Source organism: Nocardioides sp. NBC_00850 (genome assembly GCF_045207335.1).
Taxonomy (GTDB): domain Bacteria; phylum Actinomycetota; class Actinomycetes; order Propionibacteriales; family Nocardioidaceae; genus Nocardioides.
The window spans coordinates 5,355,528-5,370,891 of the sequence record NZ_CP108845.1; the positions used below are offsets into that span (position 1 = coordinate 5,355,528).

Below are 15,364 nucleotides of genomic sequence, written 5' to 3' on the forward strand. Positions count from 1 at the left end.
CGGAGTGATCCCTACTGCACCGACTTCTCGGCACAAGTCTGGTCGTCCTTGCTGCCTTCCTTCGGCTCCTGCTCCGGCTCCTCTGTATCCGTCGTCTCAGCGTCGGACTGCTCGGTGTCGGACGGCTCAGCGGATTCGGTGGTGACCTCGGGTTCGGCTGCGGGCGACGACCCTACCGGTGTCTTCGGCTCAGCGCACGCCTCATCGCACTTCGGCGTGGCCCCCGGTTCGGAAGCGTCGTTGGCTCCCGGCAGCGTCTTCACGTCCTCGGTGATCGCGGCGGTGAGCTCGCAGGCGTCCTCGATGACCCGTTCGGCCTCGGACTCCTGCTTGGTCGACTCCGCATCGGGCTCCTTCGACTCCGCGGTCGCCTCATCCGTCTCCCGGTCTTCCTTGGGCTCTTCCAGCGGAAGATCCTCGACCGGGACGCCCGCGTCGGCAGCGATCAACTGCCGCAGGAACATCGGCACGGCCTCGTCGACGGGGCGGGCGTCCTCCTCGGCCACGAACGGCCACAGCAGCGGCGCCATGATCCCCGGGATCGGCCCCACGGACGGGACCAGCTTGGGCGGCTTGCCGTTGCCGTGGCCCTCACCGGGGTCGGCGGGCGTCGTCGGCTCCTCGGAGGGCTGTGCGTCTGGCTGCTCAGCAGGGGCAGAGGGCGCCTTGTCCGGCTTCTCTTCCTCGCGGCTCTTCGGCGGGGCAGAGTCCTCCCGGTCGCTCTCCCGGTCCGCATCGGGCGTGTTGCTGGGGATCGTGGACACCCCGGAGACACCGGGAGACGGCGCCGGCGGGATCACGGTGAAGTCAGCCTGGCCTGAGAGCGTACGCGGCACCCGGTGCAGCGCTGAGACGTCCGGGCTGAGGGTCTGGATGACCACGAGCAGGCCGATGAGCACTACGGCGGCGTAGGCCATCACCGGGCCCCTCTGGAACCTCACGTGCCCACTTCCCTACCGAGTGACGGAGCTGGAAAGGTACAGATGATCATCAGTGCGTATTGTGTCCGACCGCCCGGGCCAATACCGACCCGGGCGGCGAAAATGACCCAAACGGGCTACGCGGACTTCTTCTTGGTTTCCTTCTCGCGAGGAACGAGCGTCGGCATCTCGCCGTCGTCGACCACCTCGCGGGTCACGATGACCTTGCCGACGTCGCCGCGGGAGGGCACGTCGTACATCACGTAGAGGAGGACCTCCTCGATGATCGCTCGCAGGCCACGGGCACCGGTGCCACGCTCGAGGGCCTTGTCGGCGATTGCGGTGATCGCGTCCTCGGTGAACTCGAGGTCGACGCCGTCCAGGTCGAAGAGCTTCTGGTACTGCTTCACCAGCGCGTTGCGCGGCTCGGTCAGGATCTGAACGAGCGCGGCCTGGTCGAGCTTCTCGACGCTCGCGATCAGCGGCAGCCGGCCGATGAACTCCGGGATCAGCCCGAACTTGGTGAGGTCCTCGGGACGCACCAGCTTCAGGAGGTCCTCGGACTCCTTCTCGGCCTTGCCGCGAACCTCGGCGGTGAAGCCGAGGGTCTTCTTGCCGACCCGCTGCTCGATGATGTGCTCGAGACCGGCGAACGCGCCACCCACCACGAAGAGGATGTTGGTGGTGTCGATCTGGATGAACTCCTGGTGCGGGTGCTTGCGGCCGCCCTGGGGCGGCACCGAGGCGGTGGTGCCCTCGATGATCTTCAGCAGCGCCTGCTGCACGCCCTCACCGGAGACGTCGCGCGTGATCGAGGGGTTCTCCGCCTTGCGGGCCACCTTGTCGATCTCGTCGATGTAGATGATGCCGGTCTCGGCCTTCTTGACGTCGTAGTCGGCGGCCTGGATCAGCTTGAGGAGGATGTTCTCGACGTCCTCACCGACGTAGCCCGCCTCGGTCAGCGCGGTGGCGTCCGCGATCGCGAACGGGACGTTGAGCATCCGGGCCAGGGTCTGCGCCAGGTAGGTCTTTCCGCAGCCGGTCGGGCCGATCACCAAGATGTTGGACTTGGCGACCTCGACCTGCTCCTCCTTGGCGTGCTTGCCCGGGCCCTGCGGGCCGCCGGGCTGAAGGCCGGCCTGGACGCGCTTGTAGTGGTTGTAGACCGCCACCGCGAGCGACTTCTTCGCCTGCTCCTGGCCGATGACGTAGGAGTTGAGGAAGTCGAAGATCTCCTTCGGCTTGGGGAGGTCGGCGATCTCCACCTCGGAGCCCTCGTTGAGCTCCTCCTCGATGATCTCGTTGCAGAGGTCGATGCACTCGTCGCAGATGTAGACGCCGGGACCCGCGATGAGCTTCTTGACCTGCTTCTGGCTCTTCCCGCAGAAGGAGCACTTCAGCAGGTCACCTCCGTCGCCGATGCGTGCCACGAGTGGCCTTCCTTCCCCGACTTGTGCTGCTAGGTCCGAATAATTACTGACGGTACCCCGCGCCGCGCCTTCGATGTGGGAGCGGCGCGGGGCCCGATGGTCAAACGAGCGCCGGCGTCTTGAGCGACTCGAGCACCGAGTCGATCAGGCCGTACTCGACCGCCTGGGCGGCGGTGAGGATCTTGTCGCGCTCGATGTCGTGGCTGACCTCTTCGAGCGACTTGCCGCTGTGGTCGGCGATCATCTTCTCGAGCAGCTCACGCATCCGCAGGATCTCGTTGGCCTGGATCTCGATGTCGGAGGTCTGGCCGAAGGTGCCCTCGGTGTAGGGCTGGTGGATCAGGATCCGGCTGTTGGGCAGCGCCATCCGCTTGCCGTGGGCACCAGCGCCGAGCAGGATCGCGGCGGCCGAGGCGGCCTGACCGATGCAGACCGTCTGCACGTCCGGCTTGATGAACTGCATCGTGTCGTAGATCGCGGTGCAGGCCGTGAACGAGCCACCGGGGCTGTTGATGTAGATCGAGATGTCCTGATCCGGGTTCATCGACTGCAGGCAGAGCAGCTGGGCGATGACCGCGTTGGCGACATCGTCGCTGATCGGGGTGCCCAGGTAGATGATCCGGTCCTCGAAGAGCTTGGCGTAGGGGTCGATCCGGCGCACGCCGTAAGACGTACGCTCCTCCCACTGCGGGATGTAGTAGTTCATGTCCTCAGTCCTTCTTGTGAGCGGGTCGGCCCTCGTCGGAGGCTTCCTTGGCGCTCCGGATGACCTGGTCGACCAGGCCGTAGTCGAGAGCTTCGGCGGCGGTGAACCAGCGGTCGCGGTCGGCGTCCGTGGTGACCTGCTCGACGCTCTGGCCGGTGTGCTCGCTGATCAGCTCGAGCAGCACCTTCTTGATGTGCAGCGACTGCTGGGCCTGGATCTTGATGTCTGAGGCCGAGCCACCCATGCCCGACGAGGGCTGGTGCATCATGATCCGCGCGTGCGGCAGCGCGTAGCGCTTGCCCTTCGCGCCGGCGCACAGCAGGAACTGGCCCATCGAGGCGGCCAGGCCCATGCCGACGGTGGCGACGTCGTTGGGGATGTAGTGCATCGTGTCGTAGATGGCCATACCGGCATCCACCGAGCCACCGGGCGAGTTGATGTGAAGGAAGATGTCGGCTTCGGGGTCCTCCGCGGAGAGCAGCAGGAGCTGCGCGCAGATCGCGTTGGCGTTCTGGTCGCGGACCTCGGAGCCGAGGAAGACGATGCGCTCCCGCAGCAGTCGGTTGTAGATGTTGTCGTCGAGAAGGCTCAGACCGCCGCCGTTGCCGCCCAGGCTCGGGGAGAGCCCTGGGGCACCGGCATGAGCGTCAGCCGCGCTGGAGTCGATGTTCACAGGATCGACACTAGCCGCCACATCCAGTTGTTCCACGGCTGGTGTGCCATTGTTCGCCGACGGCAGAACTATTGGGAACCGCGCCGCAATCCGAGGGGCGCCGCGATTCCGACGGCTACGCCAGCCAGCGCAGCAGGGCGTCGTGAACCGCCGGATGGTTCGACAGCGGCGTCTCGGCGGTCGAGAGCGTGAAGCGCTCCGCTGTCGGGAACAGATCGCGCACCCGGCGCGACCGCAGCGGCGTCTTGTGCCGCCACCACAGCATCTCCCCGAAGAGTCTCCCGACCCGGTTGGGGCGCGAGGTCGCCTTGTCGGTGACCAGCAGATAGTCGACATCCGGTCGCGGCGGGAGCATCGCCTCGTCGGCCCCGACGACCGCGATCCCGGCGAGATGCTCGTCGAGCTGCTTGCCGACCCCACCCGAGATCGGGGCGGAGGTGACCGCGTAGGGCGTCGTGCCGAGGGCGATCAGCTCGGAGACGTACGTCGTCCACGGCCGTGGCCCGGCGGTGGCCACGCCGAGCGCGTTGCGGGCGATCAGACCACCACCGGCGTAGCCCACCAGGACGATGCGCGGCTCCGCCGCGAGGGCGTCGACGCACTCCTGGATCCGGCTGCTGAGCGCCACCGCGGCGGGCACCGACTTGCTGCCGGCCGACACGTGCATGTGCAGCGGCATCCAGCCGAGCAGTTCGGCGAGCCGGTCGGCGTACGTCGCGCCGGTCGCCTGCGAGCCCTCGTCCCAGACGGTCTCGTCCTTGCCCGCCGGCGGGATCAGGACCAGGATCCGAGGGCTCGTCCCGACCTGCCGCTGGGCGGCGGCCCACTCCTTCGGGCTGACCATGCGGCCCGGGTGCCGGACCGCGACGGCGGGTCCGGAGTCGGTGTTGACAACACCGCGGATGATCGGGGTCGCGAGCGCGAACGGGGCCGCGAACGGGCGACGCGCGAAGGCCGTGATCCGCCAGGCGAGCTTCGCCAGACCGACGAGGCCGGCCACCTTGCCCTGACCGCGGTCGAGCAGCTCCTCGGTGTCGGGGTCCACCGGGGCGTCCTCGACGTTGAGGACAACGGCGCGGACGGTCTCAGGGCTGGAGGTCACGCTGGCAGCGTAGGGCCTACGCCGGGCCGACAGGATCACCTGTGCCCACTGTCCGGCCCGTCTGTGTCTCAGATCACACCACCTCGACCGCATTCAGTACGGTTGCGTTCACTCACGCGTATGGTGTCCGTGATGCTGTTGTTACTGGTGTTGCGTGACGACAGCGGTCTCCGCGGGTTACCGTCGGATGCGGAAGGGGGTGTCCGCGCGTGAGCGACGAGAAGGAATCACACTGCCAGTCGTGCGGCGATGATCTGCTGCCCGGGGCCATCTACTGCATCGGCTGCGGAACCCCGCTCCTGGCTCCCCCGGAGCAGCACCGTCCGCTCTTCGTGGACGAGCTCGGCGACGATGCGACCACGGGTCGCAGCACGCGGGGATACTTCTTCGACGACGCCGCCTCGCCACCCCCGGCGCAACGGAAGGGCCGCACCGCGCCGATCCTGGTGATGATCGTGGTGCTGGTGCTCGTCGCCGGTGTGCTCGGGTTCATCTTCGGCAAGGACGGGGACGGACCCGTGCAGTCCGAGGCGGAGCCGGAGCCTTCGACCAGCCCCACCACGAGCAAGCCGTCGAGCGTGCCCTCCGTGGACCCGAGCGCCCCTCCGGAGGACCAGCTGCTCCGCATCTCCCGCCTCGACACCGAAGCGGCCACCAAGCTCATCGGCACCTGGATCCCGCAGCTCGCGGCGGTCGGTGCCGGCGATGGCGGCGACGCCGACTGGCACCAGGCGCTGAGCCGCTACCGGAAGATCAAGACCCACCACCCTGACGCGCTGCTCCTCGACACCGGCGAGTGGCCGAGCTCGTACGTGAAGCCCGGGATGTACGCCGTAGTGCTCCCCCATCCCAGCGACACCTCCACGCCCGCGTTGGAGTGGTGCGTCGAGCAGGGCCTGTCGAAGACCGACTGCGCGGCCAAGCACCTGGAGGTCTCAGGCGACCCGACGGACAACTTCGACGCCCAGTAGCGCCGACTCACCCGAAAACGACAGCGCCCCTGCCGTGAGGCAGGGGCGCTGTGACGTACGTCTGAGGGTGATCAGGCGTCGGCCTTCTCGGTCTCCTCGGGGGCCTCGGGGGCCTCGGCCTCGTCCTCGCCGATGGTGCCGTCGGGGCGGAGGTTCTTCAGCTCGACGTGGTTGCCGGACTCGTCGGTGACCTTGGCGGCCTCGACGAGCTGGGCGAGCGCCTTGCCGCGCAGGATCTCCTGGACCAGCTCGGGCACGTGGTTGTGCTCGAGCATGTGGTTGACGAACTCCTGCGGGTCCTGACCGGACTGCTGCGCACGGCGCATCATGTGCTCGGTCAGCTCCTGCTGCTCGACCCCGATCTCCTTCTCCTTGGCGATCTGGTCGAGGATCAGCTGGGCGGCGACGGCGTCACGAACGCGGCGCTCGAGGTCGGCCTCGAACTCCTCGATCGTCTGCTCCTCGTCCTCGAGGTACTTCTCGAAGGTGAGGCCGGCGAAGCCGAGCTGCTGCTCGATGCCCTCGCGGCGCGCGTTGAGCTCGTCGGTGACGATGCTCTCCGGCAGCGGGATCTCGATCTGCTCCAGGAGCGCCTCGAGGACGGCGTCACGGGCGGCGGCGGCCTGCTCGAGGCGCTTGCCGTTGCCGAGGCGGCCGCGGACGTCCTCCTCGAGCTCCTTGACGGTGTCGAACTCGCTGGCGAGCTGGGCGAAGTCGTCGTCGTAGGCCGGGAGCTCCTGCTCCTGCACCTGGTTGACGGTGACGTTGACGTCGACCTCCTGGCCGATCAGCTCACCGCCCACGAGGGTGCTCTTGAAGTCCTTGGACTCGCCGGCGGACAGACCGACGATGGCCTCGTCCAGGCCGTCGAGCATGCCGCCCTTGCCGACCTGGTAGCTCATCCCGACGGCCTCGGCGCCTTCGACGTCCTCGCCGTCCTTGGTCGCCTTCAGGTCGATGACCACGAAGTCGCCGTCAGCGGCGGCGCGCTCGACGTCCTTGAGGGTGCCGAAGCGCTCGCGCATCGCCTGGATCTGCTCCTCGACGTCAGCGTCGGTGAGCTCGATGTCCTCGACCTTGGCCTCGATGCCCTCGTAGTCGGGCAGCGTGATCTCGGGCTTGATGTCGACCTCGGCGGTGAACTCCAGCGTCTCGTTGTCCTCGAGCTTGGTGACCTCGATCTCGGGCTGCGCGAGCGGCTCGAGCGAGTTCTCCTGGAGGGCGTCGAAGTACATCTGCGGGAGGACGTTGTTGACCGCCTCGGAGAGCACCGCACCGCGGCCGACCTGCTTGTCGATCACCTGGGGCGGGACCTTGCCCCGGCGGAAGCCGGGGACATTGATCTGCTTGGCGATCTGCTTGTACGCCGCGTCGAGGCTCGGCTTGAGCTCCTCGAAGGGCACCTCGACGGTCAGCTTGGCCCGGGTCGGGCTCAACGTCTCGACGGCGCTCTTCACAGGGTGTCTCCTGTCGTTTGTTTCTGAGAATGATGTCGCGTGCAGGGGAATGAGATGTCGGGGCGACAGGACTCGAACCTGCGGTCTCCTGCTCCCAAAGCAGGCGCGCTAGCCACTACGCTACGCCCCGTCAAGGGCCCCTCCCCAATCAGCGGGAATGGCACTTGGAGCGGATGACGGGAATCGAACCCGCGTAATCAGTTTGGAAGACTGAGGCTCTACCATTGAGCTACATCCGCGCACGCGAGAGCCAGCGCCCTCGTGCGACCTGCGAAATCCTGCCATAGATCTGGCTCACACCTGTAACCGGCTCCCCTACCGGCCGGTTCGCAGGGTCGGTTCGGTCACCTACGCCCGACCGCGACGAGCGCGCGATCGTCGGAGCTGGCGCTCAGTCCCTCGAGCAGGCGGCGCGCTCCCCCGCCTCTGCCGGTGACCGCGAGATGGTCGGCGGTGGCGACCAGGTTGCCGATGCCGCGCTCGAGGTCGACGCCTCGCGCCTCCACGACGCCGTCGGTGTAGAGCATCACCATGTCGCCCACCCCGAGCACTCCCTCGCAGGCGTCGAACTCGACGTCGTCGATGAGCCCCAGCACCGTGCCGTTGCTCTCGGCCTCCTCCCAGCGGCCGGTGGCGGCGCGGCGTAGGAGGGCGGGCGGGTGGCCGGCCGAGCGGATCTCGTACGCACCGTTGCCGAGGTCGATCGAGAGGTAGACCGCGGTCGCGAAGCCCTCCTGCCAGTCCTGACGGAGCAGGTAGCGGTTGGCGGCGGGCAGGAACTCGGCCGGCGGGACGGCACCGAGGAGTCCGCCGAACGCACCGGACAATTGAAGTGCTCTGGTGCCCGCACGCTCCCCCTTGCCGGAGACGTCGACGACGACGATCTCCAGCCGGTCGGCCTCCCGCGCGGCCACCACGAAGTCGCCGGCGAACCGGGTGCCGCCCGCGGGTAGGACGGCCGAGTCCGCGAGCCACCCGGGAGGCATCGGAGGGATCGCACCCTGGTCGAGCTTGTGGGTCAGGTCGAGCAGCATCAGCTCGTCGTTCAAGCCGCCCACCCCGAGGTAGGTGCGGCGCATCGCGACGGACAGCACGATCGCGCCGAGCAGGAAGTGCACACCGATGGCGGCGGCGTCCCTGTCGGAGAGCGTCACCTGGCTGGCGGCGACCACGATCATCACCATCACGAAGACCACGAACCAGCTGAGCGTACGCGGCCCGAGCAGCACCGCTCCGAGCAGCAGCGGCACGGTGAGCACCGCCACCGGGACCACCTGCAGCCAGCCCGTCTGAGCCGCCGCGAGGACCGTCAGGACGATGGTGAGCAGCCCGAGCCACAGCACCGCTCGCAGCTCCGGGTCACGGAATCTGCGGCGGATCGCGTTGCTCCGCAGGCGGTCTGCGAAGGCATGGCTCGACATGGCCTCACTCTAGGTCTCGAGGTGGGGACTGCGTGGTCGTTCTCGCAGGCCGGAGAGTAGTGCGGGCTACTTCTTTACGGTCGTCCGGGGCCGGTAGGTGCGCTGGCACTTCGGGCACCAGAACAGGTTGCGCTGCTGCAGCTCGGTCGTGCGTACGCTCGTGCCGCACACCAGGCAGGGCTGGCCGTGGCGGCGGTAGACGTAGACCTCGCCGCCGTGGTCGTCCTTGCGCGGCGGACGGCCCATCGCCTCGGGGGTGTGCTCGTCGCGGACGGTGTCGATGCGGTTCCTCTGGACGCCGAGCTTCATGAGCTCGACCAGGTCGTCCCAGATGGCGTCCCACTGCTGCCGGCGCAGGGTGTTGCCGGGGCGCATCGGGTCGATTCGGTGCTGGAAGAGCACCTCGGCCCGATAGACGTTGCCCACCCCGGCCAGGACGGACTGGTCCATCAGCAGCGCGCCGATGGTCGTGCGGCTCCGGCTGATCCGCAGCCACGCCCGGCCCGGGTCGGCGTCGTCGCGCAGCGGGTCCGGACCGAGCTTCGCGACCACCGCGTCACGCTGGGCCGCGGTGACGAGGTTGCACGTGTTGGCGCCGCGCAGGTCCGCGTACGTCCCATCCTCGGTGGTCGAGCTTGTCGAGACCAGGCGGAGTCGGACCTGGCCGATCGGAAGCGGCGGCTCGGTGGCGTACGGCTTCAGGTCGAGCTTGCCGTAGAGGCCGAGGTGGATGTGAACGTACTGCTCCCCCGGGAACTCGAGGAACAGTTGCTTGCCCCACGCCTCGGCGCCGGTGAAGACCTGGCCGTCCAGCAGCGCGGCGGAGTCGGCGAACCTGCCCTGCGGGCTGCTGACACGGACCTGCTGGCCGGCGAAGGCGCCGCTCAGATCGAGCGCGAGGCGGTGGAGGGTGTGCCCCTCGGGCATCCCCGGATCAGTCCTGGTCCTCGGCGGGCCCCAGGCCCTTGGCCGAGTCGGGAAGCGGCGGGCGTACGCCGTCGGCGTCGTAGGCGTGGAGCTGGTCGATGCGGCGTACGTGCCGCTCGTCCTCGCTGAACGGCTCGGCCAGGAAGATCTCGACGAACTTCGTCATGTCCTCGAGGCTGTGCATCCGGCCGCCCACCGCGACCACCTGGGCATTGTTGTGGTCACGGGCGAGCTTGGCGGTCTCCTCGCTCCACGCGAGCGCGCAGCGGATGCCGGTCACCTTGTTGGCCGCCATCTGCTCACCATTGCCCGACCCCCCGATCACGACCCCGAGGCTGTCCAGCCCCTGCTCCCGATCCCGGGCCACACCTTCGGCCGCCCGGATGCAGAAGACCGGGTAGTCGTCGAGTGCGTCGTAGACGAACGGGCCATGGTCGACAGGCTCGTAGCCGAGCTCCGTCAGACGGTTGATCAGGTGGGACTTCAGTTCGAGACCGGCATGGTCACAGCCGATGTGGACGCGCATGCCGCCCATCCTCTCTTACCGCTGGCCCATCTTCGGATTTGGTGGGTTGGTGTCTCTTGTTGGGCTGAGGCCGCCGACCCGTTACGGAGGGTGTTCTCGCCGGATCCCGGAGTAAGGACGCACGGGTGAGCGGTCGCGCCAGAGCAGCTCGCTCAGGTACGTCGGGCGAACCGGATCCGCCCATCCGGAAGTCGCTCATACCCGTAGGTGGGGTCATGGATTCGGCGATGGTCGCTCGCGCAGAGCAGGACCATGTTGGCCAGGTTGGTGAGGCCGCCTTCCGACCAGGGTTTGAGGTGGTGGGCCTCGGTCCAGGCTGCTGGTGCGTCGCAGTCTTCGGCTTGGCAACACTTGTCCCGTAGCCGGAGTGCACGGTGTTGGATCGGATACGCCAACCGGGCGGTGCGTCCGAAGTCGAGGATCTCGGAGTCGGTGCCCAACACGACCGGGACGAGGTCGGCGTTGCAGGCCATCCGGCGGGCTTCGGCGGCGGTGATCTGCTCGCCGGCGAAGCCGAGGACTGCGGTGCCGAGGTCTTTGCGGAGGTCATCGACGTTCATGGTGATGAACACCGTGGTGCCGTGGCCACCGTGGCGGGGCAAGTTGTTGACGTCGTAGGTCTCGATGATGCGGGCGAAGGCCTGACCCAGGAGCCGGTCATAGGGGGCCTTGCGGCCGCGGTTCTCGGCCGAGAGCTTCCGCGGCTGGGCCAGCGCGTCCAACTGGGTGCGGAGCCGCATCCCGACAGTGCGGGAGACGCGGGCGTGGATGTCGATGGTGCCGTCGCCGTTGTCGCGGGAGGAGAAGAAGGTGCGCCGTTGGGCGTGCTCCTCCTCCCGTTGGAGGGCTTTGGCTTCGGCGGCTTCGAATCGTTCGGGGTCGATCTCGGCGAGGATCCGTCGTCCGACGATCTTCAGCTCGTTCGCGGTGAGGCGGGTCGCATGGTCGACGAGCAGTTTCTCGGCCAGGACCAGGTCCTCGCTGCTGGCGGCCGGATCGGTCTCGATGGCATCGAGGGCCTGGGTGATCACCCGCGCCTTGTCCTGGGACACCACACCTTCGGCCAGGCCAGTGGCCACGAGGTCGTACTTCGCGACACCGGTTGCGAGCTTGATCTGCGAGCGGGCGACAGCCTTGTCGACCAGGAGGTTGGTCCGCATCCACCCGGAGGCGTCCTTGGCACCGGTCTCCTCAGCGATGTCACCGGCAGACGCGAGCACCCGGAGTTTCAACGCGGCTTGTTGGGCCTGGAGCTTCTCCAACCGTTCCAGCAGGTCTTTCTTCTGCCCAGTGCGCCAGTAGGTGGGATCGGTCGCGAGGAGTTCTTGGAGGGCGGTCTCGATGGCCTTCAAGGCAGCGTCGATCGCGTCGCCGGGGTTGGTGCCCCAGTGGTCGATGTCGCGGCCGAGACTCATCGATCCATCCCTTCAAACGGGTGTTGTGATGGGTCTGATTCTACGCCGCCTGCACTCCAGTTTCCACCTATTTGACCAGTTCAACGACTATTTTCGCGGCGAGCGAACGACCTCGCCTCTTTGGATGGTAAGTGGCCCGAAGGGCCACCCTCCCGCCCCATCAACATCACCCGTCTCGAGCAAGATCTCTCCGCGCCACACCCGGGCCGCCGCCCCGATAGCCAGCCAATTCCTTTCTCGATCTGGTCCGGAGTCCAGGACCGCGAAGCGGCCGGCGAAGCCGGCGCCCGAAGGGCGTCCTTGACGCCGGTCCAGATCGAGAAGACCCTCGAAAACGGGTCGGCGGCCAACCCCAACCCCGAAAAGCAGTCCGCGAAAGACGAAGGCACCGATAGATTCCCCCACCGTGGACCACTGGACGACGATGGACGAGATCCTCGCGGCAAGATCAAGGTTCGAGTCAGCGATCGACGGCTGGACGCCCCCGAACGCCCACGGCGTCGGCCTCCGCCCATCGACAGCACCCGACCACAAGCCAGAACATTTCCCCCTGGTCAACGCCTACGGCCACCGCCTCCCGGCCGTGGTGATCGCGACAGTCGTCGGTCACAAGCGCGGAACCGCGGCGTACCGGCTGTCCCGAGACGAGCTCGAGCGGGCGATCGAGCTCCTCTCGCCTGCGGAGGCGTACGTCGACTACGACCATCCCAACGTGCGGAGCTGGCGCGACAGGATCCTGCCGGCGCTGACCGAGGATCCCGAGGCCGAGGTGGTGGCGGTGTTCATCGGCGACGAGCCGGAGGAGTCCCCCGACCCCGCGATCGACGCGTTCCGGGCGGCGTTCCCGGACCAAGCCGTCGCGATCGCGGCCGCTACCGCGGGGGCAGCGGTCGTCAGAGAGATGTACGGCACCGACCTGAGCCACTTCGACAAGTCCCCGACCGACTTCGCGACCGAGGCGGACATCGCCTCGGAGAAGGCGATCCGGGAGACGATCGCGACGTACCGGCCCGAGGACGCCTTCGAGGGCGAGGAGACCGGGCGCAGCGGCGACAGCGAGCGGCGATGGTTGGTCGACCCGCTCTGCGGGACCCTCAACTACGCCGCCCAGACCCCGCTCGCCGCGGTGAACGTCGCGCTCGTAACACCCGACGGCGTCGAGACGGCGGTCTCGACGGATCCGATCAGCGAAGAGATCTTCTGGACCGACGCGACCTCCGCCTGGTTGCGCCAGGGCGGCGGGGACACCGTCCTGACCCCGAGCCCCCGCACCCGGCTCGTCGACATCCAGTGCGACGGCCCGCTCGACCGGCCGTTCGTCGGCGGGCAGCTCGTCGCCGACCCGCGCCTGCGAGCCCAGTTCGGCCCGCGCGTGATGTCCTCCACCCTCGCGGTCGCCTGGGTCGCGGCCGGCCGGCGGGCGGCGTACGTCACCGACGGCCACCTCGAGGGAAGCGTCCACTTCACCGCCGGCATCGCACTGTGCCAGGCCGCCGGCTGCGTCGTCACCGACCTCAACGGCGACCCGATCCACACCGGCCGCGGGATGATCGCCGCGGCCGACGCGGCCACCCACCAGCTGCTGCTGGACCTGGTCCGCCCGCACCTGGCGGCGGCGGACCCGGACCGAACGAGCCCAGCCTGAGCCGAGCGGCTCAGCGCTGCATCAGCGCGTCCATCGCGACCGCGAGGGCAGCAGCGACCCGGAAGTCGACGCGCGGGTCGTGGACGGTGACCGTGTACTTGTCGCGGAAGGCGAAGCGGCGCTCGATCGAGACCAGCGGCTGACCCTCGGAGGACACGTAGTCGAAGTGGATCGGGAGGAAGTCGAGCTCGGTGAAGCGGCGCAGGATGGCGATCACCTGGTTGCGCTCCTGACCGGAGCCGGCGTAGCCCGGACCCTCGACCTGGAACGTCGAGCGCAGCAGGCTCTTGCCGAAGTCCTTGCGGAAGAAGCCCAGCGCCGCACCGCTCGGGTCGGTGACGTCGTAGCCTGCGTTGAGGTCCATCACCGCACGCGCCTTGAACGCGAAGACCGCCTGCGACTTCGACTCGTCGGCGTAGAACGTCACCTGCTCCTTGAACGCCAGCCGCTTCTGCTGCGCGAAGGCGAGCACCTGCCCCTCGGAGCCGTCGGCGTTGGCGGCCTGAGCGACGTACTTGTTGGTGAAGGGCGTCACTTTCTGGCGGAGGAAGAAGCGGGGGACGTGGTACGGCTGCTGCGTCATGGGCGCAACCTATCGGTCGTCAGCGACGGCGCGCGACGAGATACGCCTGCGGCGTCCGCTCCCAGTCCTCGGCGGAGCGCACCACCGTCGCGGTGACCTCGAAACCCGCCTCCTCGAGCAGGGCGCTGGTCGCCTCGACAGGGAGCCGGTAGCCATCGAAGGTGACGTCGTGGCCATAGGCGCCGATGTGGCGTACGTGCTCGTCCCCGACCTGGAACGCGGTCACGAACCGGCCGCCGCGGCGGGTGACCCGGGCGAGCTCGGCGATGACCTCGGGCCGGCGCGCGGGCGGGGTGTGGATGAGCGAGTACCAGGCCAGCACCCCGGCGAGCTCACCGTCGCGGAGCGGGAGGCGCGCCATGTCGCCGACCTCGAACCGGAGCGCCGGATGCCGCTCCTTGGCCTGCGCGATCATGCCCGTCGACAGGTCGACCCCGAAGACGTCGATCCCCCGCTCGGCCAGATAGGCCGTCACCCGCCCGGGCCCGCAGCCGATGTCGCCGACCAGCCCGCCACCGTCCTTGCGTACGTAGCTGACGAACGTGTCGAGGACACCGGCGTCGAAGGAGGTCTCGGTGATCGTCGGGTCGACGATCTCGGCGTACGCCTTGGAGACGGTGTCGTAGGCAGCCCGGACCTCGGTGACGTCGTAGGGCTCCGTCACTGACGTCCCCGCATGCTGTGCTGGCTCAAGAAGGCAGCGGTCATCGCCATCACTGACTCCGCGGCCGGGAAGGTCTGACCGTGGCGCCAGAAACCGTGGATCTGGCCGACCGCACGGAAGGCGACCACCTCGACGCCGAGATCGGCCAGCCGGAGCGCGAAGTCCTCGTTCTCGTCGGTGAGGATGTCGCCCTCGGCGCTGACGATCAGCGTCGGCGGCAGGCCGCGAAGCTCCGGGTCAGAGGCGAGATAGGGGCCGAGGTCGGGGTTGCGGAGATCGGCCTCGGTGGCGGCGTACTGCTTCCAGTACCACGCCGCCTCCTCGTTCCAGCCGTCCTCCATCGCGTAGCCCGGGGTGCTCATCGACGGGTCGAGGAACGGGTAGACGAGCACCATCGCGCCGAAGACGCCCGGGTTGCGCAGCGCCGCGACGAGGGCGAGGTTGCCGCCGGCGCTGTCGCCGTGGACGTACGCCGGCAACGTACTCAGCAGCGAGTCGTTGCCCAGCCACTTGACGACCGTGTCGACGTCGTCGGGAGCCGCCGGATAGGGGTGCTCCGGAGGCCTGCGGTAGTCGACCGACAACACCCGCAGCCCACTCCGGTTGGCCAGCCGCCGGCACGCGGCGTCGTGGACCTCGACGTCGTTGAAGACGAAGCCACCGCCGTGGAGGTGGACGATCACCCCCTCGCGTACGTCCTCGGGGGTGTAGAGCCGGCACGGAACCCCGTCGGCGTCGATCCCGGCGACCTCCGCGACCTCCTCCTTCGCCTCGGCCGCGGCCAGCTTGCGGGCCTGGTCGCGCTGGGCGGCGACGTCGACCTCCCAGACCGGCGGCGAGGCCTCCTCGGCAGCGATGGCACGGCGGGCGGCAGGGAAGAGTCGAACCATGTCAGAAGATTCCCACACGAGTGGCGGTGGTGCA

At 68.4% G+C, this 15,364-nt stretch carries 15 protein-coding genes and 2 tRNA genes; 2 read left to right on the forward strand and 15 right to left on the reverse strand.

Annotated features, from left to right (window positions below; translation table 11 throughout):
* Positions 1-11: 11 nt before the first annotated feature.
* The 5 genes from OH802_RS25880 to OH802_RS25900 all read right to left on the reverse strand — a co-directional run bounded on the left by OH802_RS25880 (position 12) and on the right by OH802_RS25900 (position 4,831).
* Positions 12-941: a hypothetical protein gene (locus tag OH802_RS25880; RefSeq protein WP_406023269.1), complete on the reverse strand. Its 930-nt coding sequence runs from the start codon at positions 939-941 to the stop codon at positions 12-14.
* 116 nt (positions 942-1,057) lie between these two features.
* Positions 1,058-2,350 (reverse strand): ATP-dependent Clp protease ATP-binding subunit ClpX, encoded by a 1,293-nt coding sequence (gene clpX / locus OH802_RS25885; protein ID WP_141803564.1) that lies wholly within the window; start codon positions 2,348-2,350, stop codon positions 1,058-1,060.
* Positions 2,351-2,450: 100 nt separating this feature from the next.
* Positions 2,451-3,056, reverse strand: coding sequence for an ATP-dependent Clp protease proteolytic subunit (locus tag OH802_RS25890; RefSeq protein ID WP_396982814.1), 606 nt, complete (start codon positions 3,054-3,056; stop codon positions 2,451-2,453).
* A 4-nt stretch (positions 3,057-3,060) separates the two neighbouring features.
* On the reverse strand, positions 3,061-3,669 hold the full coding sequence (locus OH802_RS25895; protein ID WP_168381170.1) for an ATP-dependent Clp protease proteolytic subunit: 609 nt from the start codon (positions 3,667-3,669) through the stop codon (positions 3,061-3,063).
* 175 nt (positions 3,670-3,844) lie between these two features.
* A complete protein-coding gene (locus OH802_RS25900; protein ID WP_406023270.1) occupies positions 3,845-4,831 on the reverse strand; it encodes a hypothetical protein in 987 nt (328 codons plus the stop codon).
* Positions 4,832-5,040: 209 nt separating this feature from the next.
* Between OH802_RS25900 and OH802_RS25905 the strand changes: the two genes are divergently transcribed.
* On the forward strand, positions 5,041-5,802 hold the full coding sequence (locus tag OH802_RS25905; protein ID WP_406023271.1) for a hypothetical protein: 762 nt from the start codon (positions 5,041-5,043) through the stop codon (positions 5,800-5,802).
* Between the two features lie 71 nt (positions 5,803-5,873).
* Here OH802_RS25905 and tig read toward each other — a convergent pair whose 3' ends face one another.
* The 7 genes from tig to OH802_RS25940 all read right to left on the reverse strand — a co-directional run bounded on the left by tig (position 5,874) and on the right by OH802_RS25940 (position 11,548).
* Complete coding sequence (gene tig / locus OH802_RS25910) at positions 5,874-7,259, reverse strand: trigger factor (protein WP_406023272.1); 1,386 nt, start codon at positions 7,257-7,259, stop codon at positions 5,874-5,876.
* 57 nt (positions 7,260-7,316) lie between these two features.
* Positions 7,317-7,389, reverse strand: a tRNA-Pro gene (locus OH802_RS25915).
* 35 nt (positions 7,390-7,424) lie between these two features.
* A tRNA-Gly gene (locus OH802_RS25920) sits at positions 7,425-7,498 on the reverse strand.
* A gap of 105 nt (positions 7,499-7,603) precedes the next feature.
* The gene (locus tag OH802_RS25925) at positions 7,604-8,680 is read right to left on the reverse strand and encodes a PP2C family protein-serine/threonine phosphatase (protein ID WP_406023273.1); all 1,077 of its coding nucleotides are present in this window, start codon (positions 8,678-8,680) and stop codon (positions 7,604-7,606) included.
* 66 nt (positions 8,681-8,746) lie between these two features.
* Positions 8,747-9,607, reverse strand: coding sequence for an Fpg/Nei family DNA glycosylase (locus OH802_RS25930; protein WP_406023274.1), 861 nt, complete (start codon positions 9,605-9,607; stop codon positions 8,747-8,749).
* A gap of 7 nt (positions 9,608-9,614) precedes the next feature.
* Positions 9,615-10,133 carry a ribose-5-phosphate isomerase gene (locus OH802_RS25935; RefSeq protein ID WP_350716267.1) on the reverse strand — a complete coding sequence of 173 codons (519 nt, stop codon included), beginning with the start codon at positions 10,131-10,133 and terminating at the stop codon, positions 9,615-9,617.
* Positions 10,134-10,285: 152 nt separating this feature from the next.
* The gene (locus OH802_RS25940) at positions 10,286-11,548 is read right to left on the reverse strand and encodes a DUF222 domain-containing protein (protein ID WP_406023275.1); all 1,263 of its coding nucleotides are present in this window, start codon (positions 11,546-11,548) and stop codon (positions 10,286-10,288) included.
* Positions 11,549-11,954: 406 nt separating this feature from the next.
* On the opposite strand from OH802_RS25940, the gene OH802_RS25945 reads away from it, so the two are divergent.
* Entirely contained in the window at positions 11,955-13,193 is a 1,239-nt protein-coding gene (locus OH802_RS25945) for an inositol monophosphatase family protein (RefSeq protein WP_406023276.1), read from the forward strand.
* A 10-nt stretch (positions 13,194-13,203) separates the two neighbouring features.
* Here the strand turns inward: OH802_RS25945 and OH802_RS25950 are convergent, their stop codons facing one another.
* The 3 genes from OH802_RS25950 to OH802_RS25960 are packed head-to-tail and all read right to left on the reverse strand — an operon-like array spanning position 13,204 to position 15,330.
* Complete coding sequence (locus OH802_RS25950) at positions 13,204-13,776, reverse strand: hypothetical protein (protein WP_406023277.1); 573 nt, start codon at positions 13,774-13,776, stop codon at positions 13,204-13,206.
* A gap of 19 nt (positions 13,777-13,795) precedes the next feature.
* The gene (locus OH802_RS25955; protein ID WP_406023278.1) at positions 13,796-14,440 is read right to left on the reverse strand and encodes a methyltransferase domain-containing protein; all 645 of its coding nucleotides are present in this window, start codon (positions 14,438-14,440) and stop codon (positions 13,796-13,798) included.
* Positions 14,437-15,330 (reverse strand): alpha/beta hydrolase, encoded by an 894-nt coding sequence (locus OH802_RS25960; protein ID WP_406023279.1) that lies wholly within the window; start codon positions 15,328-15,330, stop codon positions 14,437-14,439. Before OH802_RS25960 ends, OH802_RS25955 begins: the two co-directional genes overlap by 4 nt.
* Positions 15,331-15,364: the final 34 nt, after the last annotated feature.